General features: G+C 73.2%; 22 protein-coding genes. 10 read left to right on the top strand and 12 right to left on the bottom strand.

The genetic code is table 11. The features are described 5' to 3' along the window. Window positions 1–61: 61 nt before the first annotated feature. The 3 genes from AC07DI_RS32075 to AC07DI_RS32065 form a co-directional block, all read right to left on the bottom strand. On the bottom strand, window positions 62–1,219 hold the full coding sequence (locus AC07DI_RS32075) for a serine hydrolase domain-containing protein (RefSeq protein ID WP_478907928.1): 1,158 nt from the start codon (window positions 1,217–1,219) through the stop codon (window positions 62–64). 57 nt (window positions 1,220–1,276) lie between these two features. Then, entirely contained in the window at window positions 1,277–1,813 is a 537-nt protein-coding gene (locus AC07DI_RS32070) for a putative immunity protein (protein ID WP_478907926.1), read from the bottom strand. 70 nt (window positions 1,814–1,883) lie between these two features. Next, complete coding sequence (locus AC07DI_RS32065) at window positions 1,884–2,687, bottom strand: methyltransferase domain-containing protein (protein WP_478907924.1); 804 nt, start codon at window positions 2,685–2,687, stop codon at window positions 1,884–1,886. Window positions 2,688–3,110: 423 nt separating this feature from the next. On the opposite strand from AC07DI_RS32065, the gene AC07DI_RS32060 reads away from it, so the two are divergent. Beyond that, a complete protein-coding gene (locus AC07DI_RS32060) occupies window positions 3,111–3,731 on the top strand; it encodes an L-threonylcarbamoyladenylate synthase (protein ID WP_384258829.1) in 621 nt (206 codons plus the stop codon). Window positions 3,732–3,759: 28 nt separating this feature from the next. On the opposite strand, the gene AC07DI_RS32055 is transcribed toward AC07DI_RS32060, so the two are convergent. Then, window positions 3,760–7,014 carry an amidohydrolase family protein gene (locus AC07DI_RS32055; RefSeq protein WP_478907922.1) on the bottom strand — a complete coding sequence of 1,085 codons (3,255 nt, stop codon included), beginning with the start codon at window positions 7,012–7,014 and terminating at the stop codon, window positions 3,760–3,762. A 156-nt stretch (window positions 7,015–7,170) separates the two neighbouring features. Between AC07DI_RS32055 and AC07DI_RS32050 the strand changes: the two genes are divergently transcribed. Both AC07DI_RS32050 and AC07DI_RS32045 read left to right on the top strand, forming a co-directional pair. Beyond that, window positions 7,171–8,412: an alpha/beta hydrolase family protein gene (locus AC07DI_RS32050; RefSeq protein WP_478907920.1), complete on the top strand. Its 1,242-nt coding sequence runs from the start codon at window positions 7,171–7,173 to the stop codon at window positions 8,410–8,412. Window positions 8,413–8,711: 299 nt separating this feature from the next. Beyond that, the gene (locus AC07DI_RS32045; RefSeq protein ID WP_478907919.1) at window positions 8,712–10,316 is read left to right on the top strand and encodes a sigma-70 family RNA polymerase sigma factor; all 1,605 of its coding nucleotides are present in this window, start codon (window positions 8,712–8,714) and stop codon (window positions 10,314–10,316) included. Window positions 10,317–10,344: 28 nt separating this feature from the next. On the opposite strand, the gene AC07DI_RS32040 is transcribed toward AC07DI_RS32045, so the two are convergent. Beyond that, entirely contained in the window at window positions 10,345–11,472 is a 1,128-nt protein-coding gene (locus AC07DI_RS32040; protein ID WP_478907917.1) for a hypothetical protein, read from the bottom strand. Window positions 11,473–11,811: 339 nt separating this feature from the next. On the opposite strand from AC07DI_RS32040, the gene AC07DI_RS32035 reads away from it, so the two are divergent. The 3 genes from AC07DI_RS32035 (at window position 11,812) to AC07DI_RS32025 (ending at window position 15,234) form a co-directional block, all read left to right on the top strand. Beyond that, the gene (locus AC07DI_RS32035) at window positions 11,812–12,465 is read left to right on the top strand and encodes a M23 family metallopeptidase (RefSeq protein ID WP_478907915.1); all 654 of its coding nucleotides are present in this window, start codon (window positions 11,812–11,814) and stop codon (window positions 12,463–12,465) included. A 33-nt stretch (window positions 12,466–12,498) separates the two neighbouring features. Then, window positions 12,499–14,259, top strand: a complete 1,761-nt coding sequence (locus AC07DI_RS32030; protein ID WP_478907913.1) for an ankyrin repeat domain-containing protein — start codon at window positions 12,499–12,501, stop codon at window positions 14,257–14,259. 102 nt (window positions 14,260–14,361) lie between these two features. Next, window positions 14,362–15,234, top strand: a complete 873-nt coding sequence (locus AC07DI_RS32025; protein WP_478907911.1) for an AraC family transcriptional regulator — start codon at window positions 14,362–14,364, stop codon at window positions 15,232–15,234. Here AC07DI_RS32025 and AC07DI_RS32020 read toward each other — a convergent pair. Continuing rightward, window positions 15,224–16,003 carry an AraC family transcriptional regulator gene (locus AC07DI_RS32020; protein ID WP_478907909.1) on the bottom strand — a complete coding sequence of 260 codons (780 nt, stop codon included), beginning with the start codon at window positions 16,001–16,003 and terminating at the stop codon, window positions 15,224–15,226. The genes AC07DI_RS32025 and AC07DI_RS32020 overlap by 11 nt on opposite strands. 84 nt (window positions 16,004–16,087) lie before the next feature. Between AC07DI_RS32020 and AC07DI_RS32015 the strand changes: the two genes are divergently transcribed. Beyond that, a complete protein-coding gene (locus AC07DI_RS32015) occupies window positions 16,088–16,897 on the top strand; it encodes a TSUP family transporter (protein ID WP_478907907.1) in 810 nt (269 codons plus the stop codon). A gap of 78 nt (window positions 16,898–16,975) precedes the next feature. Here the strand turns inward: AC07DI_RS32015 and AC07DI_RS32010 are convergent, their stop codons facing one another. Next, a complete protein-coding gene (locus AC07DI_RS32010) occupies window positions 16,976–17,410 on the bottom strand; it encodes a VOC family protein (protein WP_478907905.1) in 435 nt (144 codons plus the stop codon). A gap of 388 nt (window positions 17,411–17,798) precedes the next feature. On the opposite strand from AC07DI_RS32010, the gene AC07DI_RS32005 reads away from it, so the two are divergent. The 3 genes from AC07DI_RS32005 (at window position 17,799) to AC07DI_RS31995 (ending at window position 19,783) form a co-directional block, all read left to right on the top strand. Next, the gene (locus AC07DI_RS32005; RefSeq protein WP_478907903.1) at window positions 17,799–18,134 is read left to right on the top strand and encodes an STAS domain-containing protein; all 336 of its coding nucleotides are present in this window, start codon (window positions 17,799–17,801) and stop codon (window positions 18,132–18,134) included. 151 nt (window positions 18,135–18,285) lie between these two features. Next, on the top strand, window positions 18,286–19,146 hold the full coding sequence (locus AC07DI_RS32000) for a DUF1206 domain-containing protein (protein ID WP_384258857.1): 861 nt from the start codon (window positions 18,286–18,288) through the stop codon (window positions 19,144–19,146). Window positions 19,147–19,234: 88 nt separating this feature from the next. Continuing rightward, window positions 19,235–19,783 (top strand): tellurite resistance TerB family protein, encoded by a 549-nt coding sequence (locus tag AC07DI_RS31995; RefSeq protein WP_384258900.1) that lies wholly within the window; start codon window positions 19,235–19,237, stop codon window positions 19,781–19,783. A 147-nt stretch (window positions 19,784–19,930) separates the two neighbouring features. Here the strand turns inward: AC07DI_RS31995 and secD are convergent, their stop codons facing one another. The 5 genes from secD to AC07DI_RS31970 all read right to left on the bottom strand — a co-directional run bounded on the left by secD (window position 19,931) and on the right by AC07DI_RS31970 (window position 26,657). Further along, window positions 19,931–22,273 carry a protein translocase subunit SecD gene (gene secD / locus AC07DI_RS31990; protein ID WP_478907900.1) on the bottom strand — a complete coding sequence of 781 codons (2,343 nt, stop codon included), beginning with the start codon at window positions 22,271–22,273 and terminating at the stop codon, window positions 19,931–19,933. A gap of 180 nt (window positions 22,274–22,453) precedes the next feature. Further along, the gene (locus AC07DI_RS31985; protein WP_478907898.1) at window positions 22,454–22,870 is read right to left on the bottom strand and encodes a hypothetical protein; all 417 of its coding nucleotides are present in this window, start codon (window positions 22,868–22,870) and stop codon (window positions 22,454–22,456) included. A gap of 56 nt (window positions 22,871–22,926) precedes the next feature. Then, on the bottom strand, window positions 22,927–24,012 hold the full coding sequence (locus AC07DI_RS31980; RefSeq protein ID WP_478907896.1) for a LacI family DNA-binding transcriptional regulator: 1,086 nt from the start codon (window positions 24,010–24,012) through the stop codon (window positions 22,927–22,929). Window positions 24,013–24,060: 48 nt separating this feature from the next. Next, window positions 24,061–24,942 carry an ROK family protein gene (locus tag AC07DI_RS31975; protein ID WP_478907895.1) on the bottom strand — a complete coding sequence of 294 codons (882 nt, stop codon included), beginning with the start codon at window positions 24,940–24,942 and terminating at the stop codon, window positions 24,061–24,063. Further along, on the bottom strand, window positions 24,939–26,657 hold the full coding sequence (locus tag AC07DI_RS31970) for a class I mannose-6-phosphate isomerase (protein WP_478907893.1): 1,719 nt from the start codon (window positions 26,655–26,657) through the stop codon (window positions 24,939–24,941). The genes AC07DI_RS31975 and AC07DI_RS31970 overlap by 4 nt, the downstream gene beginning before the upstream one ends. Between the last annotated feature and the right edge of the window lie 34 nt (window positions 26,658–26,691).

Raw genomic sequence — 26,691 nt, 5'->3', positions numbered from 1 at the left:
GCTGCCGAATCGGCAAGCCGCCGAGCCGCCGAATCGCCGAATCGCGATGAGGGGCGTCCGCCTACGACGCCCCCTGCGACCGCGCCGCGCACCTCCAGAAGTCCCGCATCAGCGGCGTCGGTGCCGGGCTCTCCATCGCCACCTGCGTCAGCAGGATCGCGACGGTTCCCGTGGACGGGACGAGGTGCGCGGTCGTCCCCGTCCCGCCCACCCAGCCGTAGCGGCCCGGAACGTTCCAGGGATCGGTCGGGGCGACGTCGACCTGGCCCCCGTAACCCCACCCCTGGCCGTCGAGGAAGAGCGTGGACCTCTCGCGTTGTGCGGCCGTGAGGTGGTCGGTCGTCATGCGGCTGACCGAGGCCGGGGTGAGGAGGCGGTGGCCGTTGCCCTCGCCGCCGTTCAGGAGCATGCGGGCGAAGGCCAGCCAGTCGTCGGCCGTGGAGACGAGGCCCCCGCCACCCGACTGGAAGCGCGGAACGTCGCACCACTCGCCGTCCGGGGAGTCCCTCAGCTCCAGGCCGCCTCCGGGAGCCGGGGCGTAGGACGAGGTGAAGCGGTGGCGCTTCGCCGCGGGGACCGCGAAAGCCGTGTCCTTCATGCCCAGTGGCTGGAAGATCCGTTCCGTGAGGAAGTCGGAGAGCGTACGGCCCGAGGCGCGGGCGATCAGGATGCCCTGGAGGTCCGACGAGGTGCCGTACAGCCAGGCCTCTCCCGGCTGGCAGAGCATCGGCACCTGCGCGAGCAGGCCGAGCCAGGTGTCCTGGTCGGGCCACTCCTGCAGGGCGCGGCCGTCCTTCTGCACCGTGAACAGGGACCGCACGGCCGGGAGCGCGAAGTTCGAGGGGAAGCCCCAGCCGGTGCGGGAGGTGAGCAGGTCCTCGACCGTGATCGGCCGGGTCGCCGGGACGGCGTCGTCGGCCGGGGCGTCCGGGGTGCGCACGACGCTCGGTTTCGCCAGTTCCGGGAGCCAGGTGTCGATCGGGGCGTCCAGTGCGAGTCGCCCCTCCTCCACCAGCATCTGGACCGCCGCAGCGGTGACCGGCTTGGTGATGGACGCGATACGGAAGATCGAGTCCCTGGCCATCGGGGTGATGCCCTCGGAGTCCACCGAGCCTACGGCCACCACCTCGGTGCCGCCGCCGTCGCTCAACAGGCCGACGGCGCCCGGCACCCTCCCGTCGTCGACATAGCGGTGCAGGGTGTCGCGCAGAGCGTTCATCGGTCCACCTTCAGGTCGCGTCGTCGTTACCTGTACGACCCCGAAAGCGCCGGAAAGTCATCGGCCGCGCAGGTCTTCGTCCAGCATGCGGATCAGCTCGCCGACCCGTCCTCCGCCGTCCGGTGCCGCCGGAAAACGAGTGAGCACGTCGACCACGGCCGGTGTCGCACGCCGTGCCGCTTGTCCGAGGTGTTCGGTACCGACGGTCCGGTCGTCACCTGCGGCGAGTTCGGCCGCTCTGGCCGCGTGGGCGCCCGCGCCGAGGATGTGTTTGACCTGGGTGGCCTTGGCCAGCGGATGCAAGTAGGCCGCACCCGCCGCGGACATCGCCGCGCGTGCGGACTCGCGCGCGGCCTCGGTGTCCGCGCTCTTGGCCGCCCGGAGCGCCGCCCACGCCGTGTCGCGCAGAGCCTTGCCCCGCTCACCGCCGCGAGCGAACTCCCATGCGGCGTCGACGGCCTCCCGCGGGCGCGGGTCGTCCGGCTGGTCCGCCTCGAACACGTCGAGCACCGCCTCCGCGCACGCCGCGGCGAACGCGGTGACCTCACGGAGGTCCTGCTTGCTCAGGACGATCTCGTCCGCTTCCCCTGGCATGGCCCCATCTTCGTCCACCGCGCCGGACCGGGATGCGCGGATGTCCCCGTGGTCACGGTGGTCACGGTGGTTACGGCCGGTGGCCCCAAGCGGAGATCATCGGGGCGGTGGCGAGGTCGAGGCGGCCGTCGGCGACATGAGCCAGGTGACGGTCGATCTCCTCGCCCGTGGCGAGTCCTTCCGTCACCAGCAGCCGGCGGATCTGCCGCACGGTCGCGGCCTCCAGGGCGACGCAGGCGGGCGACGTGATCGGGAAGTACGCGTCGGCCCCCACATCGTCCAGACCGGCCTCGCGCAGCAGTCTCGGCAGGGTGCGCCCGTACGCGAGGTCGGCGCCGCGCGCGGCCATCAGGGTGCGGAAGCCGGACCGCAGCCGGTTGGCGAGCCGCTGCTCGGGGCCCGACTCGTCCGGGCACAGCAGCGGCTGCAGCCCCGGGTCGGCGTCCTCCAGGAGGAGTCGGCCGCCCGGCCGCAGCGCCTGAACCATCCTGCGCAGCGCCTCCGCCCGGTCGGCGACGTGGACGAGGACCAGCCGGGCGTGGACGAGGTCGAAGCCGCCGGGTGGCGGCGGGTCCGCGGCCACGTCGTGGCGCAGCACCTCGATCACGCCACCGGCGATCCCCCGCGTCCAGGACACGTCGATGTCGGTGGCGACCACCGTCCCCGTGGGGCCGACGCGCTCGGCCAGTCCGAGGGGTACGGAGGGGCCGCCGGCGCCGATCTCCCAGCACCGCATGCCGGCGGCGAGCCCGAGCCGGTCCACGTGCCGGAACGTCACCGGATCGAACAGCTCGCTCAGCGCCGCGAAACGGACCCCTGCCTCCGACTGCCGGTTGTCCAAGAGGTATCCGTGGTCCGCGCCCTGGTCAGCCATGGGGTGATTCTGGCAGAGGGGGGTGGGCTCTGCCGCTGCGCAGGCGAAGAGCCGAGGAGTCGAGGGCCGGAAACCTGGCTTCTGTCCTGTGTGGCACACGTCACCCCATATGTGGCGGTGGGCCCGGAACAACCCGAGAAGGCTCCTCGTTCATTCAAGTGTGGCTGCGGAGGGGACAGTGTCCCCGGGCCTCACCTATAGCCCATGGGGACGATCGTTCGGCTGAAGCCCCATGGAGCCTTTCGCCGAGAGGCGACCGCCCTCCGCTTGCCACCTTTACGGCCCCGGCTGGTCTCCCCCGTCCAGCCGGGGCTCTTTTCTTGCCCGCCCTGTCCGACTCCGACTGGGTCGAGGCCCTGGCTCACGCGCCACACAGGTGTCGCCGCGCCCCGGCCGTCCCAACCCGTCACCTAGACTCGAACAATGGCCAAGTACTTCGACGTGCATCCTGACAACCCCCAGCGGCGCAGCATCAGCAGCGTGGTCGACGGGATCCGGTCCGGCGCGCTCGTCGCCTATCCGACGGACTCCTGCTACGCGCTGGGTTGTCAGCTCGGCAGCCGCGACGGCATGGACCGCATCCGGTCGATCCGTCAGCTCGACGACCGCCACCACTTCACCCTCATGTGCGAGAGCTTCGCGCAGATGGGGCAGTTCGTGCATCTGGACAATGACGTGTTCCGCGCCATCAAGGCGGCCACCCCGGGCAGTTACACGTTCATCCTGCCCGCCACCAAAGAGGTGCCGCGCCAGATGATGCACCAGAAGAAGCGGACCGTCGGTGTACGCATCCCCGATCACACCGTCACCCAGGCGCTGCTCGCCGAACTCGGCGAGCCGCTCCTCTCCAGCACGCTTCTTCTGCCCGATCAGGAGGAGCCGCTGACCCAGGGCTGGGACATCAAGGAGCGCCTCGACCACCTGGTGGACGCGGTCATCGACTCCGGCGACTGCGGCACCGAGCCCACCACGGTCATCGACTTCTCGGGCGGCGAGGCGGAGATCGTCCGCCGGGGAGCGGGCGACACCTCGCGCTTCGAGTAGCGCCCCAGGGACACGGGCGGTCCGCCGCTCAGGTCGGCGGTGCGCAGCAGCCGTCCCTGCGCATCAGGCGTCCCGCCTCCAGCCAGTACGCCTCGTCTTTCCCGTACGCCTCGTCCTTCCGGTACGCCTCGTTCTTCGCGGCCGGGGCCGGGCGGGCCGTACCCGCCCTGGTCCCGGGCCGCCGCTCGAACGCGGACGTCAGGTCGTCGGTCGCGTACGGGGTGCCTCCCCGAAGTACCGATACCGTCCGCACCATCGTGTCGAAGTCCTTGAACGGGTCGCCGTCGACGATCGTCAGGTCGGCGACCTTTTCCTCCTCGACGGTGCCCAGGTGCCGGTCGAGGCCGAAGACCCGGGCCGGCAGCACCGTCGCGGTGCGCAGCGCCGCCGCCGGGGAAAGTCCTCCCCGGTGCAGGGCGCGCAGCCCCAGGTGGAGCGAGAGTCCCACCGGGACGAGGGGCTGGTCGGTGCCGAGGGCCACCTGGCCGCCGGCGGCCAGGACGCGCCGGTAGATATCGGTCTCCCTGCGGAGTGTGGCCAATTGGGCCTCGCTCGGTGGCACGCCGGCCCCGGCCTTCACCGCGGCGGCGTCCCAGGGCGGCATCACCGCGGTGACCCGCGGGTCGTCCGCGAGAGCCGGGTCGGCGCCGAGCAGGGGCGCCGAGGTGAACGGCGTGGCGATCAGGGAGAAGGCCGCGCCGTGCGCGCTGTAGATCTCGATGACGTCGTCCCAGGCGCGGCCCGATGCCGTGACGGCGTGCCCGAACTCCATGCGTTGAGTGGCCTGCAGATGGGTCGTCAGGTCCTGGCCCAGCTGGATTCCGGGTGAGAGAAGATGGCTTCCCGCGCGTACGCCGAGCTTCTCGTGGGCGAAGCGTGCCGCCTCCGCCATCACCCAGCCCGGCGCCCGTACGTAGGTCTTCACGAAGTCCCAGTCCAGTGCCGCCGCCCGGTCGAGCGAGCGCCTCAGCGCCGCCCTGCTCCGGTGGGCGCGGCCCATGCTGTACGCGACACGGGCGCCGTCCAGGAGTTCGCCCGTGGTCAGCAGGCGGGGGCCCGCCAGTTCGCCCGCGGCCACCGCTTCGCGTACCCGGGCCTGCTCGTACGCGAAGCCGCCCAGGGACACCGCCGTCGTGATGCCGTACGTCAGCTGGCCCACCGTCTGGCGTCCGCCGTACGTCGTCTGCCACGGGTGGGTGTGGGTGTCCCACAGGCCGGGGACGACCGTCTGCCGGGAGGCGTCGACGCGTCGTGCGGCGGGGGTCCGGGCCGCGGGGCGGTGCGGACGCACATCGGTGAACCGGCCGCCGCGCACGACGATGTCGACGTCCTCGCGCACCGTGTCCCCGGTGCCGTCCCACAGCCGGCCCGCGTGCACGACGAGGTCGGCGGGCGTGGGCCTGCGCCGGTCCAATGGCACCTGCACCGTACGGGGAGTGCCCCCGTCGGCCCCGATCAGACGCAGTCGGCCGCTCGACAGATAGAGGAGTGTCTTCCCGTCGCCCGACCACGACGGGTGGTCGGCCGGTTCGGCGGAGAGCATGCGCGGCGCACCGTCCGGCGTGCCGTCGGGCGTGACGGGCAGGAGGTGCAGCGCGGATTCGACGATCACCGCGATTCTGCGGCCGTCGGGGGACCAGACGGGCCCGGAGTCGTACCGGTCGGAGAGCGAGGTGTGCGGGGCGACGGCGTGCAGGCGGTCAGCTCCGGTGGTGGCGTCGACGATCCGGATGAGGTTGTAGCCCTCGCGGAAGCGGTAGTTGAGGCGGTTGCGGTCGCACAGCGCGAGGTACCGGCCGTCCGGCGACCAGCTCGGTCTGCCCGGCAGTCCGCCGCCGCCGAGGGGAGCCGCGAGCGCGCGTTCGTCGCCCGTGGCGAGGTCGCGCACCATGAGGCGTCCGGTCATGTCCAGGCAGGCGAGCCGCTTGCCGTCGGGCGAGAGCGCCGGATGGACCCGGCCACCGGTCGCGAGCGCGGTCTCCTTTCCGGTGGCCAGGTCGTGGCGGTACACGCCGAGAAGTCCGTCGCGGTCGTCGGCGTACACGAGCGACTTCCCGTCCCGTGCCCAGGTCGGGCCGATGAGGTAGCCGGTGGCCGCCGCCCGGCGCAGCCTGCGGGGCGGACGGCCGCCCGATGTGCCCGCAAGCCAGAGCGAGTTGAGGGCCGCGAAGGCGATCCGGCGCCCGTCCGGCGACAGCGCGGGCAGGTGAATGCCACGGGTCGGACGCGCTCGCCCCAGGCCCAGGTCGTACTCCTTGACGCGGTAGTGCGGGCGGTCCACCGGCAGGGTTCCCTCGAAGGGGATCACCTCGCGCTCGCCCGGACTGCCGGGACGTACGAGCGTGAAGCGGCCGTCCACGGTGAGGAGGAGCTGCCCTTCCTCCGTCCAGCGCGGTGGCACCGGAGCCAGGTCGCCGGCCAGCTCGACGGGGCGGCCGTCGACGACGAGGGTGCAGGAGGCGTGCGGGGAGGCCGTGGTGCGCAGGTAGGCGACGCGGTGTCCGTCCGGGGCCAGGGCGGGCGTCATGACCTGCGCGGCCGTGGTCTCGGTATGGGTGACGGTGACGGGGCCCTTCCCGTCCACGGGGACGGCGGCGATGGTCCGGGCGTCGAGCGAGGTCCCTTGCGGTGTGGTGACGGGCTTGCCGCGGACGAAGAGGATCCGCTCGCCGTCCGGTGACCAGGTGGGATCGAAGTCCTCCCACGGCCCGTCCTGGAGCGGCCCGTCCTGACCGGGCAGCCCGGTCACCCGGCTGATCCCGCCGCTCGCGAGATGGAGGACGTGGATGCGGTACGAGCCGCCCTTGACCGGGTCGCCGCCGCGCTCGGACGCGAAGGCGACGCGGGTGCCGTCGGGTGACCAGGCGGGGCCCCGGTCGTCCCAGGGGCCCTCGGTGCGCCTGCGCAGCTGAGTGCCGTCGGTGCGCATCGTCCAGAGGTGGAAGCCGCCGTCCTGGTAGGCGCAGAACACGACCGACGCGCCGTCCGGGGCGTACACCGGCCTGTTGGGCTCCAGGCCCGCCGGTGTCAGCGGCACCGCCTCGCCGCCGCCGCGTGGCAGTGACCAGAGGGTGGCCTGGGCTTCTACGATCAGCCGGTCCGCGGCGGGCGAGAGGGTCGCCGAGCCGTTGGTGACCCGGGTGAACGAGAGGGGAACCGTGGTGCGCGGCCGGGCCGGAGCGGGGGCGGTTCCGAGGGCGGCGACCGCCCCGGACACGCCTGCGGCGACGAACAGTTGGCGACGGGTCAGGGGCAGCATCGCATGGTGCCGGTCACAGTCCATGACACAGAACACTCGCCCATCGCCGCGCACGCGGACAACACCGCGGGGCGACAACACGCCGCTGATCCGCATCGATCGTGTCCACCCAAAGTCTGATCGCGCGTGCTACCGCAGGTCGACGCGGCGCCAACCCCGTTGTCCCTACTGTCTTTCGACATGACGAGAACCACCTTCGGCATGACGAGAATCCGCACCGCGCGGCGCGGCGGTACCCTTGCCGCCGCCCTCGCGCTCGCCGTCGCCCTGCCGGTCGCGGGCGGCACGGCGGCCTTCGCCGCCGGACCGGGAGCCACCGGCGCCGTGCACGGCGTCGGCCCGGACGACCGGGCGGGAGACGCGGTCACGGCGCCGCTCCAGCTGCCCCGGCCCACCGGCGCGTTCGGCGTCGGGCGCGACACCCTGCACCTTGTCGACAAGAGCCGCCGCGACCCATGGGTGCCCTCGGCGGGCGCACGCGAGTTGATGGTGTCCCTGTACTACCCGGGGCGGCACAGTGGCGGGCGCCCCACCTCGTACACCTCCGAGGAGGAGGCCCGGCTGCTCCTTGAGTGGTGGAAGGTGGACAAGCAGCTCCCCGCCACCGCGTACAGCTCCACCCGCACCTTCGCGCGCGCCGGGGTGCGGCCCGCGCCGGGACGCTTCCCCCTGGTCGTGCTCTCCCCCGGGTTCACCGCTCCGCGCTCCACGTTGACCCACCTCGCCGAGGACCTGGCGAGCCGCGGCTTCGTCGTCGCCACCGTCGACCACGCCTACGAATCCGTGGGCACGGCCTTCCCCGGTGGCCGGATCCTCACCTGTGAGGCTTGCGGCCCCTCAGAGGAGGACGGCGGCGGCAAGCGCGTCACCGAGGGGCGAGCCAAGGACCTCTCGTACGTTATCGACCGGCTGACCGGCCGAAAGGCGTCCTGGCGGCACGCCGGCATGATCGATCCCGAGCGGATCGGTGCGGGCGGGCACTCCATAGGCGGTGCCGCCGCGCTCGCCACCATGGCGGCCGATCCCCGGGTGCGGGCCGGTATGAACATGGACGGCCACTTCCACGTCACGCCCCGCGGGATCGGCGGCCGGCCGTTCCTGATGCTGGGCACCGAGGTACAGCACACGCCGGGGGTCGAGGACGGCGAGAACTGGGACGAGACCTGGCAGGGTCTCGACGGCTGGAAGCGCTGGCTCACCGTCAAGGGCTCCGGTCACTTCTCGTTCACCGACATGCCCGTGCTCGCGGACCAGGCCGGGATGGTCGTCGACCCTACGGCGCCGTTGTCCGGCGAGCGCTCCGAGCGGATCACCCGGGCGTACATCGGGGCGTTCTACGAGCAGCAGTTGCGCGGCATCCCGCAGCCACTGCTCGACGGGCCGACGGCGGGCAACCCGGAGGTCACCTTCCAGCGGCGCTGACCGTTCGCGGACCTGCGGGAGGTCGCTACGACACCACCTTCCGCAGGAGTTGGACGGGGTGCCAGGCATCCGGTGCCGTGGAAGATCTGCCGGCGGCAGGAGACGCCCGTGGCGACGACGATGCAGGTCGCGTCCATCCACGCGCCCGTTCGTCGTACCGAGTTCGCTCCGACCCCGCCCTGCACGTGCATAGTGGACCGGCGCCGACAGCGACCGAACAATTCCTGTTATCGGGGTGGGCGCACGGCGTCTCCTCTGTGTCGGAGGAGACAGCCCCCCACACAGAAAGTGGTCACAGCGTGAGCAGCGAACGTCGGATCGCGATGATCAGAGCGGCACAGGACGGAGATCAGCAGGCGCAGGACGCGCTGGTGGCGGAGTATCTGCCGCTGGTCTACAACATCGTCGGGCGGGCCCTGAGCGGCCACGCGGACGTGGACGACGTGGTGCAGGAGACCATGCTCCGCGTCCTCGGCGGACTGGTCGGGCTGCGCGGTCCTGAGAACTTCCGCAGCTGGCTGGTGGCCATCACCATGAACGAGATACGCGGGCACTGGCGGGAGCGCGCCTCGTCCGCGATACCCACCGGCGCCGGTCCCGCGGACGGGTACGACGTGGCGGACCCGGGTGCGGACTTCGTGGACCTGACGATCACCCGGCTCGGACTCTCGGGGCAGCGCCGGGAGACCGCCGAGGCCACCCGGTGGCTGGACGAGGACGACCGGGCGCTGCTGTCGCTCTGGTGGCTGGAGTCCGCCGGGGAGCTCACGCGGCCGGAGGTCGCCGAGGCCCTTGAGCTCTCCACCCAGCACACGGCGGTGCGGGTGCAGCGGATGAAGGCGCAGTTGGAGACGGCTCGCGTCGTCGTCCGCGCCCTGTCGGCCAACCCGCCGTGTCCGGTCCTCCAGCAGATCACGGCCGGCTGGGACGGTGTGCCGTCGGCCCTGTGGCGCAAGCGGCTGGCCCGCCATGCCCGCGACTGCGCGGCCTGCGAGGGCCACTGGTCCAATCTCGTCCCCGCCGAACGCCTCCTTGTGGGCCTCGGGTTCGTCCCGGTGGGCGCCGCGCTCGCAGGGCTCGTCGTGCCGCCCGACCTCGTCGAGGTCGGCTCGGCCACTCCGGCGTCCGGGCACGGGTCCGGCCATGGCGCGGGGGCACCGCTCTCCGCGCGGGCGCAGGCCCGCCATGACCGCGCCAGGCGCCGGCGTCGTACGACGGGAGTGGCCGCCGCGGTCCTCGCGCTCGGCATCGGCGGCGGCGCGGTACATCTCCTCACCGGCCCGGAAGGGGACGACAGCGCGCCGTCCACCGCCGCGGCCCCGGCCCCTCCCACCCTCCCCTCGGCCTCGAAGAGCGCCTCCCCCTCCCCCACCCGCTCCGCCTCGCACAGCCCCAAGCCCTCGCCCAGCAAGTCGAAGAAGAGGGCCAAGCCCTCCCCGAGCCACAGCACGGCCAAGCCGAAGCCAGAGCCGAAGCCGAAAACCACCCCCAAGTCGCCCGATCCCGTGCCGTCGAAGCCGAGCGGCGCCGCCGGGCAGGTCGTCGCGCTGGTCAACTCCGAGCGCGCCAAGGCGGGTTGCGGCCCCGTCCGGTCCAACGGCAAGCTCGCCACCGCGGCCGCCAAGCACTCCGCCGACATGGCGGCCCGCGACTACTTCGACCACACCAGCCCGGACGGCACGGACCCCGGTGACCGCATCACCGCGGCCGGCTACCGCTGGAGCACGTACGGCGAGAACATCGCCCGCGGGCAGCAGAGTCCGGCTTCGGTGATGGACTCGTGGATGAAGAGCCCCGGCCACCGCGCCAACATCCTCAACTGCGACTTCAAGGAGATGGGCGTGGGCATCCACAACGGCTCCGGCGGCCCGTGGTGGACACAGGCCTTCGGCACGGCGCTCTGAGCAGCGCTTACGCTGGCCGTCCGCGGAGTCAGCCGACCTGCTGCGTGTGGAACTGCTCCAGCCGCCGCTGCGCGAGCAGCAGGGTGCCGCTCCGGCGGCCTGGCACCCGGCGGCGCAGGTCGATCAGGGCGGGCCCCAGCGCACGGACCGCCTCGGGATCGCGTACGCGGTCCCACAGGTGATGGGCGCGGTCCGCCGCGGCTTCCACCTCTGTCGAGTCGGGGGCCTGTCCCGCCGTGAGGCGGGCCGAGGCCACCGCGAGCCAGGTCTCGCAGCTGCGCGCCGGGTCACCGGCGAACTTCGCCAGATCGGCCCGCACTTCCATCCAGTGGATGACCTCCTTCGAGCCCGGTCCGTGCATGCGCAGCGCGCTCTGCTCCCACGAGGCGGCCAGGGCCGACGCCTCGCCGTGCCGCCCGGCCTCGACGGCCGCGGTGATCGCGGCGTGCGGATCCATGCCGGCGTCGGCCTGCGGGCGGGGCGCAGCGGGGGCCGCGGCCGGGGCGGGTGGCATGGGCGGTGGTGCGCCCGGGTCGCGGGCCGCCAGCAGATCCTGCGCGTCCTCGCCGAGTCCCTGAGCGACGGCGTACTGGTGCAGCTCGGGCAGGGGAGGACGGTGGCCACTGCGGAGGATGGTCGCGACGGCCTTCATGTACGAGGGCGACGCGGGCGTGCGACGCCGGGCCGGCGGAGCGATCCGGCCGTAGAGGGCGACGCCGGGGCCCGCGTCGAGCGGGTGCTCCGTGAGGGCCTGCCAGCTCTCGGGGTCGGTGTGCAGGTCGACGAGGACGGCGGTGCTGCCCGCCGGGCGCAGCCGCAGCTCCTGTGTGATCCAGTGCCAGGGAAATCCGGTGTAGCGCACTGTCGCCGTCGTGGTCCTGGCGAGCGCGACGTGCAACTGCCGCTGGCGGCGGTCGAGATGGACCTGCCCGATGAGGTAGACCGTCAGGGGCCCCGGCGCCATGGCCGCCGCCCGCAGCCGGGTGAGGACCGCCTGCGGGTCCAGGGGGTCGGCCAGCTCCACTACGCTCGCGGTCGGTGTTCCCGCGAGCGTCTGCGGTGACACCGCCGCAAGCACCGGGAGCACGGACGCCGCGTCCACCAGACGTCCCCTGCCCACGGGGGCGGCCGCGACGAGCAGCACGGTTCCAGGCATGGGCCCCTCCCTCTCGATCAGCACGTCAGCACCGTATCCGCATCTCCCGCCCGGCGCGCCCGCCGGGCGGAGTTCGGAGCCGACACTGAGAGCCTGTCTTTGGAGCCGCGCGGGGCTTCTGGTGAACCGGTGAACTCGCTCGCCCCGATCCGCGATCGGGGCGGCGTGGGGTTCTTCGCGGGGCAGTTGCCCGACGTCCTCGACGAGGTGACGACGGCCACGGAGCGGAGTACCCGGTAAACCCCGAAGAGGCCCGCTTCCCCCGGTGGCGCGGCCTCGCGTCCGCCGGATGGCGCAGTCGGCGTGCGTCCTGCCGTTCCTGACGATCTCCTTTCGTAGATGGGTTACGACATAGAACGCCCGCTCCGAGCGGGCACCACACGACGTGACGCACTGGGCATGGCCGCGGTGCTGCTGACGGGCGGCGCCCTCACCGTGGGGGCGGACTCGCCCTGGGCCGACCAGGAGCCCGACGACTCCTGCGAGGTCGCCTACGACGCCGAGTTCGAGGAAGTGCTCGCGCGGGCCGACGCGGAAGTTCCCGAGGACGACGCCCGCGGGCTCGCCCCGGACGGCCCCGCCCGCCGGCTCCAGCCGCCGCTGCGCCGCCGCTTCCGGGTCTCCACCCGCTACGGCGTCCGCGGCAGTTGGCTCGCGGGCCACCACCCCGGGGTCGACCTCGCGGTCCCCCGCGGCACCGCCGTGTACGCGGTGGGCGGCGGGGTCGTGGTGCTGGCCGGCTGGGCCGGGGCGTACGGCAAGGCCGTCACCGTGCGGATGCCGGACGGGCACTACGCGGTGTACGCGCACCTCTCCAGTATCCGGGTGCGCCAGGGCTCCCGCGTCGGCACCGGCGCGCGGCTCGGCAGCAGCGGCGCCACCGGCCGCGCCACCGGGCCCCACCTGCATCTGGAGATAAGGGCCAAGCGCCACTACGGCTCGGACGTCAATCCCTACCGCTACCTCGCCCGGCGGGGCGCCCGACTCTGGTGATCCGTTGTCAGACCCGGCTGGCAGCATGAACGCATGGGATTCTTCGATGACTTGGCCGCGCCCGAGGAACCGGCCGGGCCGCGTGACGAGGTGGCCAGGCTCGGCCCTTGGGAGGAGCGGACGTCACGGGAGCGGCCACCGGTCGACTGGTTCTCGCCCGCGTTGGTGCCGCAGCTCGCCGTGGCCGGTGGTGGTCCTGCCGCCAAGGTGCTGGTGACCGGCTGGTCCGTGTGGCCGGACTCGGTCACGCTGCATCTCTCCGTGCACCGGCCGGTCCACTGGCAGGGCCGGCAGGGGGGCCGGCAGTCGGGGCTCCGGGTGGGGCTCCTGCTGGGCGACGGCAGGCGGGTGACCTCGCTCGACGCGCCCGAGGAGTGGGTGCTCGGGCCCGCGCAGATGTACGCCGCCATGACGGGTCTGGGGAAGGCGACCGGTCTGATCCCGCTGGATCCCGGTTCGGGCGACGCCCGCCGTTCGCTGTACAGGAGGGACGTCGACCTGCACCTGCCGGAACTGCCGCCCCCTGGCGAGACGCTGCTGGTCGTCGAGTGGCCGGACGAGGAGATCCCCGAGACCCGCACGCCGGTCGACGCCGACGCTCTGCGCGCCGCGGCCGCCCGCGCCCTGGAGGTCTGGCCCGGCCTGCCCTCCCAGGAGACGGGCACGGGCTTCGCGGCCATCCTCGACGTCCAGGCGGGCGGGCCCCCCGAATTCCTCGCCCGGCCGCTGTCCGCGTACGAGCGCAGGATGCTGCGCGAGCAGGAAGAGGAACGCCTGCGCTATGTACCGCGGGCCGACTGGGAGGGCATGCGCTACGAGGACTGGGGCGACGCGGCCCTGATCCGGGCCCGGCTCGACGGCGGCGCACCGGCCGACGCCGACATCTGGTCGGGTGCCACGCCCCTGCACCTGGCCGCGGAGCGGGGCGGCGCGGAGGCGGTGGCCGCGCTGCTCCCGCATGTCACACGTGTCGACGCACCGGACGACGAGGAGCACACCGCGCTGTGGCACGCCGCCTGCCAGGGCGACGAGGGCAGCGTCCGCGCGCTCATCGGGGCCGGGGCGGACGTGTGGTCCCCGCAGACCGGCCCCTGGTCACCGGGCCGACTGCTGCTGACGACGCCGCTCGCCCCGGTCGTCGCGGAGCTGCCGGGGGCGGTGGCACTGCCGGCCGACGAACTGGCGGCCTTCCGTGCCGCGGACACCCTCGTCGAGGCCTTCGGCGCGGAGGAACCGTGGACCGAGGGGCTCGGCATCGCCTTCGTCCGCGACCTCGGCGAGGACGAGGTCATCCGGCGGCTGGGCGCGGACCCCGCGCACTGCCCGGAGGTCACCCCGGAGGACGGCTCGTTCGACGAGGAGGACCGGGAGGAGGAGGCCCCCGATGATTCTCTGCGCTACGTGTCGGTGACCGCGCTGCCCGGCAGCCCCGGCGGCTGCGTCATCACCCAGGACGGGTACATGCCGAGCGATGACGCCGTGCTGCGCGCGATATCGCCGGGAACCAGCGTCTACGCGCTGTACTTCAACCCCAAGGGCGGCACCCACGGCACGCTGGCCAGGGACGGCGAACTCGTGGACCACGAAGAGGTCGGCCTCTCCCCCGACGAGACGGACCGGCCTGCGCACTGGCACTTCCGCTTCTGGCAAAGCGGCTCCTACGTCCCGTACACCGCGCGCACGCTCGCCTACGCCTGTGCGGCGGCCGGGCTGCGTGTCACCGACGGCAGGGCGGCCCTCGACGACCGGCACCCTCGACGCCGGGTGGAACTGCCCCCGGAGCTCACGCGCTGACGGCCACCCGACAAGATCAGGCAGCGGGTGTCGGGTCCGCCACCGTACGCGTTGCCTAGCGTTGCCTAGCGTGGTACTCGCAGGAGAGGAAGGAGGCCGGGCGTGCTGGAGCGGCTCAACCAGGCCATGGAGTACGTCGAGGGCCACCTCGGCCAGTCCGTCGACGTGGCGGAGGCGGCCCGTATCGCGGCCACTTCGGACTATCACCTGCGCCGGATGTTCTCGGCGCTCGCGGGCATGCCGCTCTCGGAGTACATCCGGCGCCGGCGACTGACCCTCGCGGGTGCCGAGGTGCTGAAGGGGCGGGACACGCTCCTCGAGATCGCGGTCCGCCACGGGTACGGCTCGGGTGAGGCGTTCGCCAGGGCGTTCCGTGCCATGCACGGCATCGGGCCCGGCGAGGCCCGGCGCACCGGAGCCACGGTCAGCTCCCAGTCGCGGATGACGTTCCGGCTCACCGTCGAAGGGAGCACCGACATGCGCTACCGCGTGGTGGACAAGCAGGCGTTCACCGTCGTCGGGCCCAAGGCCCGGGTACCGCTGGTGCACGCGGGGCCGAACCGGGCGATCATCGATTTCGTCCGGGGAATCCCGCCGGAGGAGATGGAGCGTCTGGAGAAGCTGTCGGACCAGGAGCCGAAGGGCGTCCTCGCCGTCTGCGACGACCTGGACCCGGGCCGCGCCGAAGGCACGGAACTCGACTACTACCAAGGCGTGATCACTTCCGCGGCGGCACCGGAGGGTGCGGCGACGCTGTCCGTCCCCGCCGGGTCGTGGGCGGTCTTCTCGGCCTCGGGCCCGGTACCGGAAGCCGTTCAGCACCTGTGGCGGGACGTGTTCACCGAGTGGTTCCCCTCCAACCCGTACCGCAGCCGCCCCGGCCCCGAGATCCTGCGGACGCGCCTGTCGGCGGACAAGTCCGGGGCGGACTCCGAGCTGTGGCTCCCCGTGGAGCGGGAGGAGATCAGGGGCTGACGCCCCGGCGGCTCGCGGCGAAGCGGGACGGGGGCATGCCGAAGGCGCGGGTGAAGGCGGCGGTGAACGCCGCGGGAGAGGAGTAGCCGATCCGGCTGCCGACTTCGCTGACCGAGGCGGTGCGCAGCAGGGGGACGGCCGCGAGCAGGCGCGCGCGGCCCCGCCAGACGGCGGGGCTTTCGCCCGTTTCGGCGCGGAAGCGGCGGGTGAAGGCCCGCTCACTCATCGCCGTACTTTCGGCCCAGGCGGCATTGGTGGCGTCGGGGTCGGGGGCTGCCAGGTAGGCGCGGCAGAGCCGTGCGAGGTCGGCGGAGGCGGGGATTCCTACGTGGAAGGGGAGCGGGGCGCGTTCGGCGATCTCGTACAGGAGGAGCGCGGCGATGTTCCCGGCGCGCCCGGAGAGGCTGTACTCGGCATCGAACTCGACGGCGGCCAGAAGCAGTTCGCGCAGGAGCGGGGGGACGTCCACGACCGTGCAGGTGGCGGGCCACCAGGGGACCGCGTCCGGTTCGATGTACAGGCTCCGGGTGCTCACTCCCAGCATGCGGACCCGGTGGCGGGTGGCGGGCGGGATCAGGACGGCGCGCTCGGGCGGCACGGTCCAGGCGCCTTCGGCGGTGTCGACGGCCATGACGCCGGTGGCGCCGTAGAGGAACTGGGCGCGCCGGTGTTCGTGCCAGTCAAGGACGTGGCCGGGCGGGTAGTCGGTGCCGATGGGCAGGACGGCCCGGTCGACGTGGTCGACCTCGGCCAGCGGGATGTTCTTCACCCCTCCACCGTAGTGGCCGAGACGCGAAAGAACCGTGCCGACCATCGCATGCGGGTGGGGCGGCGCGGCTGGTGGGGTGGGGCCATGGACTTCGTGATGTTGGTCGGGGTCGGGCTCCTCACCGGAGTGACGACGGTGCTGTTCGGTTTCGGTGGCGGGTTCGTCGCCGTGCCGGTCGTGGTGGGGGCGGACGCCGTGCTCGGCGCGGACGCGATGCGGGTGGCGACGGCGACCTCGGCCCTGGTGATGGTGGTGAACTCGGGGTTCGCGACGGCCGTGACCCCGCGGCGCGTGCTCGTCGCGCTCCGCGGCAGCGGCAGGCTCCTCGCACTGCTTGCCGCCGGTGCCGCGGCCGGCGCGTTCGCCGCCCGCATCGCCCCGGCCGGTCTGGCCCGCTGGGCGTTCGTCGGTTACGTCGTCCTGACCATCGTCGACCTGCTCCTGCGCCCGGGCTTCCTACGTCCGCAGGCGGGGGCGCGGACCGAACCGGCCCCTACTGCTCCGCGTCCGCTGTCGCCCGCCCTCGGCGCGCCGATCGGCGTGGTCGCCGCCTTCCTCGGCGTGGGCGGCAGCGTCATGACCGTGCCCGCGATGCGGCGGGCCGGGCACACGATGCGGGTGGCGACCTCGCTGGCCAACCCCCTCACCCTCGCCATCGCGCTCCCGGCCACCGCGGTCTCGCTCGGCGTGGCGGCGGTCCCTACAGCCGCGGACGCGCACGTGCACTTGGTCGGCCTGCTCGACCTCCACGCCGCCGCGGCGCTGCTCCTGGGCGCCTTGCCGGTCATCGCGGCGCTCCGCCGACGCCCGCCGCGCATCCCCGACCGCGTCCACGCCTGGGCGTACGTGGGCCTGCTCGCGCTGGTGGCGGTCGCGATGCCACTGCTCTCCTGAGCCGGGACGCCGGCCCGGGCTTCCGGAGCGAGCCGCTGAATGACAGAGCTCGGGCCGCGCCGGAACCGTGGGACGAAATCAGTCGAGACAGAACTCGTTGCCCTCAATGTCCTGCATCGGTATGCACGACTCGTTCTCCTCGTCGGCATACAGCGTCTGCACGTGTACCGCGCCGAGCGCGACCAGCCGTGCGCACTCGGCCTCGAGCGCGGCAAGCCGCTCCGCCCCCACGAGCCCGGTACCGACCCGCACGTCGAGATGCACCCGGTTCTTCACGACCTTGCCCTCGGGAACGCGCTGGAAGTACAGCCGCGGGCCGACACCCGAGGGGTCACTGCACACGAACGACGCGCCCTGGCGCTCAAGCGGCTGCGAGCGGATGAACTCGTCCCACGTGGCGAATCCCTCCGGCGGCTCCGGTACGACGTACCCGAGCACCTCGCACCAGAAGCGGGCGACGCGCTCTGGGTCCGCACAGTCGAAGGTGACCTGGAACTGCTTGATCGTTGACATCGGCGCACCATAGCAGGGGGCTCTTTCGCTCATCTCCCGGGATTGGTACGGGAGTTGGCGGGGCCCGGCACTCTCAGCGGACGAAGCCCTGGGTGACGCGCACCCTCACGAGTCGACTCGGACACACAACTACTCTAAGTAGTCATCCAGTTGACGTTGGAACAGTTGCGGTGTCGTGACAATCCGACCGGCCTACGAGGATACAAACGGACTCTGAGCGGGAACGATGGAGACGTGACCTCGGTGCCGTCCAGGACTTCGGTGGCGTCCGGCGCCGGTCATCGCACGGCGTGCCACCACTCCGCTGATTACTCTCCGTGAAGGGAGAGGGACACTGCTTCACTGGGAAACGGGCACCGCCGACTTCACCTTCGGCCTGCGTCACCGCGTGGTGAACGGCACTGATGTCCTTGCGTTTTGGGGCGAACTGGACGCCTGGGCCGACCAGGAGCTCGCCCCCCGTGTCACAGCACTCCTCGACCGGGCCGGCCCGCGGGTCGTCACGGACCTGCGGGAGGTGACCTTCATGGACGCCGGCGGCCTGCGGCTGCTGGTCCGGATCCGGCGACAAGTGGCCCACCACCAGGGCACCTTGTGGCTCGTCCCCGGCAGCGCGCGCAACTGGCGCCTGCTGCGCATCACCGCGCTGGACCGGGCCTTCACCATCCCGGCCTCCCCGCCCGTCCCCTGCGTACGGACCGGCGCGCGCAGCGGGTACCGCTGACCCGACCGCGCGACCACCACCACACGCCACCACACCCCACGCCCTATGCCCGACCCCACGCCCACACACCCCCGCACCGTATGCGGGGCGTCCGGCAAGCCCGCATGAGAAGGAGCGCGCGGGGCATCCGGCAGCTATGCATCTCCCATCCATGCGCCTCCCCTCCCCGCGTCTCCCCTCGACCGCCGGCCGCGGAAAGCTCAAGGCGCGGCGTGCGGCCAAGGGCCGGGGCGTCGCCGCCGCGGCGCGCGCCGGATTCGTCGGGCGCGGCGTCATATACCTGCTGGTCGGCGCGCTCGCCCTGCGGATCGCCTTCGCCGACGGCGGGGGCGGCCGGCAGGCCGACCGCGGCGGAGCCATGGCGGAGCTCGCGGACCGGCCGTTCGGGAACGTACTCCTGTGGCTGCTCGGCTGCGCGCTGGCGGGCATGGCCCTGTGGCGGCTCTCGGAAGTCTTCTTCGGCCAGGCGGGCCCCGACGGCGACACCGCAGGAAAGCGGGCCCTGGCCGGTGCGCGCTGCCTCTTCTACGGCTTCGTGTCGTACTCCGTCCTCGCCTACGCCTCTGGCGACGAGGGCAGCGGCAGCGGTGCGAGCGACCGGAACACCCAGGACGCGACGGCGAAGGTGCTGGACTGGCCCGGCGGGCAGTGGATCGTCGCCGCCGCGGGCGCCGGGGTGATCGTGGCGGGACTCTGGATCGCCGGGCGCGCGCTCCTGCGCAAGTTCCACCGCCGACTGCGCATGTCCGAGATGTCCCGGCGGGTCCGCCGGGGCGTCGACATCCTCGGGACCACCGGCGGCGCGACGCGGGGCGTGGTGTTCGCCGCCGCCGGCGTCTTCGCCGTCACCGCGGCGCTGCGGCACAAACCGGGTGAGGCCAAGGGCATGGACAACACTCTGCGTTCCTTCGCCGACACGGCCGGCGGACCGTGGCTGCTCGTGCTGATCGCCGTCGGCCTCGGCGCGTTCGGCCTCTTCTCCTGGGCGAACGCGCGCTGGCGCAAGTTCTGACTCCGGAACTCCGTGGGGCGGGAGGGCGTTGGCAGAACGACGCGCAGAACGCGCGGGCATGGACGAACGGGTAGTCGAGGTGGCACGGATGGCGATGTGGGACCGGATCAAGGACCAGGCCAAGGGTCTGCAGCAGCAGTCGCAGGGGGCTCGGGGCGGCGGCCACGGACGGTCGGGGTCCGGGTCCGGCGGTGGCTCGAAGGCGCAGCTCGTGGGCGTGCTCAAGACCCAGCTCGCCTCCCTCAAGACCGAGCTCAAGAGCGGTGCCTACCGGGACGCGAGCATGGCCATGTGCGCGCTGGTCGCGGCCGCCGACGGGTCGGTCGACCCGGCCGAGCGGCAGCATGTGGAGTCGCTGATCCTGCAGAACGACGTCCTGCGGAACTTCCCGCCCGAGCAGCTGCAGCAGCGGTTCAACAAGCACGTCGACCAGCTGACGGCCAACTTCCAGCAGGGCAAGACCCAGGCCATGCAGGAGATCGCCAAGGCGGCGAAGAAGCAGACGGAGGCCAAGGCCGTCGTGCAGACCGGCTTCGTCGTCGCCGGAGCGGACGGGTACATCGCTCCGGCCGAGGAGCAGGTCCTGCGGGAGGCGTGTGCGGCGCTCGGCGTCTCCCCGCAGGAGTTCGGCCTCTGATCCGGCCGCTATCCGGTCTGTGACCAGGCCATGATCGGGCCGCACAGCGACCTGCCCGCTCAGGCGCCCGCCCGCAGGCACACGCCCGCTCGGTCCCGCTCCGGGACCGAGCGGGACCGAGGCCCGCGTCCTGCCTCGGAAAGCGGTTCAGACAACCGCTCCCGTGCCTCGCTCCTTCCTCCTGCGCGCCTCCAACGGGCTGTATGCGCCCGGTTCGTCGTCGGAGTCGTCGGACCGGCCCGGGCGCGGGGCCGGTGGCGTCACGGGGTGGCGTTGTTCGAGCGCGACGGCGAGGGGGACGGCGGTGAAGACGGTCGAGGCCGTGCCGACGAGGACGCCCGCGATCAGCGCGAGCGAGAAGTCCGCGAGCGAGTCCCCGCCGAGCACCGCGAGGGCGGTGAGGATGAACAGGGCGCCCATTCCCGTGTTGACCGTACGCGGCAGCGTCTGCACCACCGCCCGGTTGGCGGTGCCCGCGAGATCGCCGCGCGGATGGCGGCGGCGCGCCTCCCGCATCCGGTCGAAGACGACCACCGTGTCGTTGACCGAGTAGCCGATCACGGTGAGCAGCGCGGCGAGGAAGACGCTGTCGACGGGCTTGCCGAGCCAGGCGAAGAGGCCCACCACGAGCAGTACGTCGTGGACCATCGCCGACACGGCCGCCGCCGCGAGCGTCCAGCGGAATCGCGCGCTCAGATAGATCAGCTGGGCGGCGACGGCGATACCGAGGGCGATGAGCGCCTTCTGGCGCAGCTCGCTGCCGAGGCTCGGTCCGATCAGTTCGTCGCGTTCGACGGTGACGGTGCCGCCCCGCTGCGCCAGAGCCTCCTTGACGCGCTGCTGTTCATCGTCGGTGAGCCGTTCCGTGCGTACGGAGATGTCGCCGTCCCCCGACTCCTGCACGACCGCGCGCGGAAAGCCCGCGTCGGACACGGCGCCACGTGCCGTGTCGGCGTCGACGGACCTGCTGGTGCTGTACTCGACGAGGCGGCCACCGGTGAACTCGACGCCGAATTCCAGCCCCCGCAGCGCGATGCCCGCGACGGCGACGGCGACCAGGAGGCCGCTGACGCCGAGCCACCGGCGCCGGTGGCGGACGGGCCGCGGATCGCGGCGGGCCAGCCAGGTGCGGACGCGGCCCGCCGAGGCGAGGCCCGTCAGCGCCGGACGCCTGCGCACGAAGCTGCGGCCGACGGCGAAGTCGGCGAGCACGCGGGTGATGATCAGCGCGGTGACCATCGACGCGAGAACACCGATGCAGAGGGTGACGCCGAAGCCCTTGACCGGTCCTGTGGCGAAGAGGAAGAGCAGCCCGGCGGCGAGCAGCGTCGTCACGTTCGAGTCGATGACCGCGCTCCACGCCTTGGTGAAGCCGGTGCGGACCGGTTTGGCCAGGTCCTTCGAGCGTACGGCGAGGTACTCCTCCCGCGCCCGTTCGAAGACGAGCACGTTGGCGTCGACGGCCATGCCGATGGCCAGGACGAAGCCGGCGAGTCCCGGCAGGGTGAGCGTCGCGCCGAGCGCCACCAGAGCGGCGTACGAGAGGAGGCCGTAGAGCGCGAGGGCGAGCGCGGCGAGTGCGCCCATGAGCCGGTAGACGACGGTGAGGAACAGCGCGGTCAGGACGACGCCGATCACCGCCGCCCGGCTGCTCGCCTCGATGGCCTCGGCGCCGAGCGTCGGGCCGACCGTGCGCTGCTCGACGACGTCGACGGGCACCGGCAGCGCGCCGCCCTTGACGAGCGCGGCGAGGTCGCGGGCCTCGGTCCGGTCGAAGTCCCCGGTGATCTGGGTGGAACCGCCGGTGATACCGGTCTTGCACGCCACGCCAGGGTTGACGCCGGGCGCGGAGATGATCTTGTCGTCGAGGGTGATGGCGACGCGTCGTTCGGGTGCGCCCTGGGGCGCGCAGGCCGCGTCGCCGGTGAGCGTCGCCCAGGTGTGCCCGGCCGCCTTGCGGAAGTCGAGGGAGACGGTCCAGCCGGCGAGGGACTGCTGGTCGAGCATCGCCTCGGCGTCCTTGACGCCGTCGCCGGTCAGCGCGGTGGGGCCGAGTTCGAGGTGGTTGCCTGGGCGGTCGGGGTCGGGCAGGGTCCGTGATCCGTCGGCGGCGGGCCGCGTGCCGCCCTTCTCCGCCGTTTCCCCGGTCACCGGGTGGATCGTCAGCTGGGCGGTGCGCCCGATGACTTCGGCCGCTTTGCGCGGGTCCTGCACGCCGGGCAGTTCGACGATGATGCGCTTCTCGCCGGAGCGTGCGATGCCCGGTTCGGAGACGCCGAGGGCGTCGACGCGCTGTCGCAGGACCTCCAGGGCGCGGTCGGTGGACGCGGCGTCCGCCTCGACGGTGGGCGAGTCCTTGGTCTCCAGGACGATTTGGGTGCCGCCTCGCAGGTCGAGGCCGAGGCGGGCGGATTGGGTGAGAGCGATGTAGAGGGACAGGGCGACGGCCGCGAGTGCGACGACCGCCCGCCACAGGGGTGCGCGTGACATGGGTTCTCCGCGATGAGGGCAGGACGGAAGAACGCGTGACCGGGCAGCGCGCATACGGCGGGCACGCACGGTGTGAGCGCGAGCGAGGCTCACCCCATAAGGGCTCGCGCACACGGCGTGCGCCGGGCCCCGTGCGGCATGCGTGTGCGACGGGTCAGGCGTCGGGAACGGTCTGCTTGCTCATCGGTGGGGCGGCCCGCGCGGAGCGGCCGTCGCGCGGGGCCGCTGCGGCGGCGCGAGGTCGGTGGCGGGACGTGCGTCCGCCCAGCCGCGCGCACGGTGCGGCGCCGAGTCGAGGGCCGTCGGCCCGGGACCGGGCGGCTGCGGACCGGGGATGTGCGCGTCCGGCCGGTGCGTGACGGCGATGTGGAGGGCCGGGGTGTCGTGGGGCCCGGTCGGGCGCCCGGCGTGCGCCGCCACGGCGTGCCGGGTGGGCGGCGCGCCGGCCGGTGCGCCGTACGCCGCCGCGGAGGGGACGAAGAGGGCGAGCACCGTGACGACGAGGGAGAGCGCGGATGCGGCCAGGCGCGCGGAACGGCTCTGCCGCGGCATGCCGACCCCCGTCCTGCGCTGCTCGTCCGGAAGCGCTCGGCGCACCCCCGAACTCCCCAACGTACGGAGAGCCGGGCCGGTTCCGAGCGAGGGGCCGGACTTCACGCCCCGTACTCCACCAGGCTGGTCGGCACGACGATCCGGCGGGCGGGCGCCTGCGCGGCGGCCTCCTCCCCCGCTTCGGTTCCTCGGGCGCGCAGACGGTCCACGAGGAGGCGGCCCGCCGCGCGGCCGACCTCGTCGCTGTCGTACGCGACGAGCGTGAGGGCCAGGCCGAGCGCGTCGGCCAGCTCGAAGTCGTCGAAGCCCGCGAGGGCGACACCCGTGCCGCCCGCGCCGCCCGCACGGCCCTCGGCCCGCAGCGCGCGGAACGCCCCTATCGTGTTGCGGTTGTTGGAGCAGAACAGCGCGGTCGGCGGGTCGGGCGACGCGAGGAGTTCGGCCGCGGCGCGGGTGGCCTCCTGCGGTTCCGTCTGGCCCTGGCGTACGAGGCCCGGGTCGACGGCGAGCCCGGCCGCGGCGAGGGCCGCCGCGTATCCGCGGAGTCTCTGCGTGCCGGTGTAGACGGCGGGCGGTGAGCCGAGGAAGCCGATGCGGCGGTGGCCGCGCGCCAGGAGGCGGGCCGTGGCGTCGCGGGCCCCGCCGAAGTCGTCGACCAGGACGCAGTCGGCGGCGAAGCCGTCGGGCGGGCGGCTGGCGAGGACCACAGGGACGCCGCCGGCCGCCGCCGCGGCGAGATGGCGCTGGTCGGCGCCTGCCGGGACGGCGATGACGCCGTCGACCCGGCGGGCCAGCAGGTCGGCGACCAGCTCCTGTTCGGCGTCGAGGTCCTGTCCGGTGTTGCCGATGACCGTCTTCAGGCCGTGCCGGGTGACCACGGAGTCGACGCCGAGGGCGAGACGTGAGTAGAAGGGGTTGGCGAGGTTGGTGACGACGAGCCCGACGAGGCCGGTGCCGCGGCCGAGCCGGAGGCTGCGGGCCACCTCGTTGGGGCGGTAGCCGAGCGCGGCGGCGGCGGCCCTGACCCGCTCGCGGGTGGCGGGCAGCACCTGCGGATCGTCGCGCAGCACTCGGGACGCCGTCATCGCACTGACCCCGGCGCGTTCGGCGACGTCCCGCAGGGTCGGCGGACCGCTTTTGGGCTCGCGCGGTGGCCGACCGCTGCTCGGGTCGTGCGGTCCGGGCATGGTGCGGATGTCCTTCCGTTCCGTTCGGCGCCCCGCGTCGGCCCCCACTCAGGGCGCGGCTGCCGCGTGCGCCGCCGCGCCGACGAGCGCCGCGTTCCCGCCGAGGCGCGCGGGGCGCAGCGTGACGGGAGTATCCCCCAGCCCGGCGCGCAGCGCGGGGCGGAGCAGGTCCCAGGAGGCGGCCATGGCGCCGCCGACGACGAGGACGCTCGCGTCGAAGGCGCGCAGGTGCGGGCCGAGAACGGCGCCGAGGATCGTGAAGGCCTCCTCCAGGACGTGCCGCGCGTGCCGCTCCCCCGCCCGCGCCCGGTCCGCGATGTCGCTCACATCCAGGTCCGCGGTCGTGTCCTTGCCGCCGTAGCGCGCGAGGATCGCCCGTCGGGACACCGTCTCCTCCAGGGGTCTGCCGTCCGCCTCGACGAGGTCGATGCGGCCCTGTGGCGGTACGCCGGGGCCTCGGTGCTGTACGTCGCCTGCCAGGAGGAAGGCCGAACCGACGCCTGTGCCGAGGGTGATGCCCACACTCCGCTCGTGCCCGTGCGCGGCGCCCGCCCGCCACTCGCCGAGGAGGAAGGCGTGCGCGTCGTTGAGGAAGACGGCTTCCGCGGGGCGCGGCCACACGCCGTCGAGGAGCACCGCGCGTACGTCGATGCCGTACAGGTCGTCGAACTTGCCGACGCCCTCGAAGCGGGCGACGCCCTTCTCGTAGTCGAAGGGGCCGGGGACGGCGACGCCCCACACCTGTCCGGCCGGGGCGTCCAGTTCTCCGGCGCAGCGCACGAGTGCGCCGAGGACGTGTTCGGCGGTGCCCCGGGGGTGGACCGGCCGCCGCACGTGCCGGGTCACGGTCGCGGTGGCGGGGTGGGCGAGGGCCGCGGTCACGTGGCTGCCGCCGAGTTCGAGGACGGGCATCGGGTGTGGCGGCCTCATGCGTCCGCTTCGGGGTGCTCGGGGCGGACCAGTGCCTTGACGACCTTGACCGGGGTCTCGCCGAGCGCTGCCAGCTCGTAGGGGCCGACCGCGGCGGGCACCGTCAGCGTCTCGGCCCGGTAGAGCGTATGCCGTTCCCCCGCCGCCGTGCGCACCATGACGCCCTCGCCCTCCACGACGTTCAGTACGTGGAAGCGGCCCGCCGTGTCGTCGTCGGCCACGGCGCCCTCGTCCAGGGCGTGGCGCCGCACTTCGTAGAACATCTCGTCCAGGGCGCCGAGGAGTTCCTCGCGCCAGCCGGGCCCCGCGCGCAGGGTGCGTGGTTCCTGGACCAGGTCCCGTGCGACGGCGGCGCCGCGACGTCCGGATTCCAGGTTGGCGAGGCCGTGTTCGTAGGGGAGTTGGCGGAGGCGTCCGTCGGCGTCGGGGCGCAGCCAGTCGTAGAAGCGGAGGGAGTAGAGGTAGGGGGTCGCGCTGATCTCCAGGACGACGTTCCCGGCGCCACTGGCGTGCGGGGTGCCCGCGGGGATCATGAAGAGGCGGCCCTGTTCGGCGGGGAAGGTCAGCACGTGGTCCTCGGGGTCCATGGGGACCCCGTCGTGCGCGGCCTCCTCTACCTCCTTGCGGAAGAGGTCGAGGTCGGCGTCCTCGCGCAGGCCGAGGAAGACGCGGGCCCGCGGGCCGCCCAGCGTCACGTAGTAGGTCTCGTGCTGGGTGTAGGACCAGCCGAACCGCTCCCTCATGTACGGCGCCTTGGGGTGGCAGTGCACGGAGAGGTTGCCGCCGCCCGCGGTGTCGAGGTAGTCGAAGCGGATCGGGAAGGAGGTGCCGAAGCGGTCGGCGACCTGGGTGCCGAGCACCGCCCCCGGGTGGAGGGAGCACAGCAACTGGAAGGGCACTTCGCACTGTTGGCCGGGGTGGGTGCCGATGAGGAGACCGGACTCGGGGGCGATGAGTTCGTATCCGAGGGCGGTGTTGCGGGCCTCGGCACCGAAGCCGAGCCGCTGCTGTCCCCAATGGCCGCCCCAGGGCGTGGCGTTGAAGTAGGGCCTGGTCCGTACGGGGTGGTGCGCGAGGTGCGCGAGGGTGGCGCGCAGCCCGGCGCCGTCGATGCAGGTGGGCCGGTCACGGTCCTGGACGTCGAGCCAGGCGTCGAGGCGGGGCGCGAGGGCGTCGCGGTGGCGGTCGAGAACGGGCCAGTCGATGTAGAAGAGCCGCCTCAACGTCCCTTTCGCTCCCGGGAGTCCGAGGTTGCGGCCGGTTCCCGCGGCGACGGCCGCCTCGGCGTGGCGCTTGGGCAGGTCGGCGTACCAGAGCACGTCGTGCGGGACGAGGCATGCGCCGGGGCCGTGGACGAGCAGCAGCTCGCGGTCCTGGGGCCGCTCCGGCCGCGGCAGGTCGTCGAAGAGGTCGCGGAGCGGGGTGTCGGCGAGCTTGGCGTAGTACGGGTCCTGGGCGTCCTCGGCGGATTCGGTGCGGCGTCGCACGGTGTCGGGCGGGGCGTGGTGGGCGCGCAGGTCGAGGGTGCGCACGGTGGTGCCGCGTTCGGACAGTTCCTCGGTCAGCCGGGCGGCGAGGCCGTCCCAGTCGACCGTCGGCGGGCCGTCCACGGCGACGGTGGCGGGGCCCGGGGGCAGTTGCGCGGCGACGCCCTGCCAGCCCGTGGCGAGGACGGCCCCGTGCGCGGGGGCGTAGCGCGGGTCGAGCCGGTACACACGTTCTCCTTCGCGCGGACGTACGGGAACAACG

This window comes from Streptomyces sp. NPDC044106 (assembly GCF_056433985.1).
The sequence above is the reverse complement of the archived record's forward strand: the minus strand, read 5'-3'. Positions and strand labels throughout refer to the sequence as shown.

Excerpts from the sequence above, each read along its gene's own strand:
- AC07DI_RS32075 (WP_478907928.1), bottom strand. The coding sequence starts at position 1,219 with ATGAACGCTCTGCGCGACACCCTGCACCGCTATGTCGACGACGGGAGG.
- AC07DI_RS32070 (WP_478907926.1), bottom strand. The coding sequence starts at position 1,813 with ATGCCAGGGGAAGCGGACGAGATCGTCCTGAGCAAGCAGGACCTCCGT.
- AC07DI_RS32065 (WP_478907924.1), bottom strand. The coding sequence starts at position 2,687 with ATGGCTGACCAGGGCGCGGACCACGGATACCTCTTGGACAACCGGCAG.
- AC07DI_RS32060 (WP_384258829.1), top strand. The coding sequence starts at position 3,111 with ATGGCCAAGTACTTCGACGTGCATCCTGACAACCCCCAGCGGCGCAGC.
- AC07DI_RS32055 (WP_478907922.1), bottom strand. The coding sequence starts at position 7,014 with ATGGACTGTGACCGGCACCATGCGATGCTGCCCCTGACCCGTCGCCAA.
- AC07DI_RS32050 (WP_478907920.1), top strand. The coding sequence starts at position 7,171 with ATGACGAGAACCACCTTCGGCATGACGAGAATCCGCACCGCGCGGCGC.
- AC07DI_RS32040 (WP_478907917.1), bottom strand. The coding sequence starts at position 11,472 with ATGCCTGGAACCGTGCTGCTCGTCGCGGCCGCCCCCGTGGGCAGGGGA.
- AC07DI_RS32035 (WP_478907915.1), top strand. The coding sequence starts at position 11,812 with ATGGGTTACGACATAGAACGCCCGCTCCGAGCGGGCACCACACGACGT.
- AC07DI_RS32030 (WP_478907913.1), top strand. The coding sequence starts at position 12,499 with ATGGGATTCTTCGATGACTTGGCCGCGCCCGAGGAACCGGCCGGGCCG.
- AC07DI_RS32015 (WP_478907907.1), top strand. The coding sequence starts at position 16,088 with ATGGACTTCGTGATGTTGGTCGGGGTCGGGCTCCTCACCGGAGTGACG.
- AC07DI_RS32010 (WP_478907905.1), bottom strand. The coding sequence starts at position 17,410 with ATGTCAACGATCAAGCAGTTCCAGGTCACCTTCGACTGTGCGGACCCA.
- AC07DI_RS32000 (WP_384258857.1), top strand. The coding sequence starts at position 18,286 with ATGCGCCTCCCCTCCCCGCGTCTCCCCTCGACCGCCGGCCGCGGAAAG.
- AC07DI_RS31995 (WP_384258900.1), top strand. The coding sequence starts at position 19,235 with ATGGCGATGTGGGACCGGATCAAGGACCAGGCCAAGGGTCTGCAGCAG.
- secD (WP_478907900.1), bottom strand. The coding sequence starts at position 22,273 with ATGTCACGCGCACCCCTGTGGCGGGCGGTCGTCGCACTCGCGGCCGTC.
- AC07DI_RS31980 (WP_478907896.1), bottom strand. The coding sequence starts at position 24,012 with ATGCCCGGACCGCACGACCCGAGCAGCGGTCGGCCACCGCGCGAGCCC.
- AC07DI_RS31975 (WP_478907895.1), bottom strand. The coding sequence starts at position 24,942 with ATGAGGCCGCCACACCCGATGCCCGTCCTCGAACTCGGCGGCAGCCAC.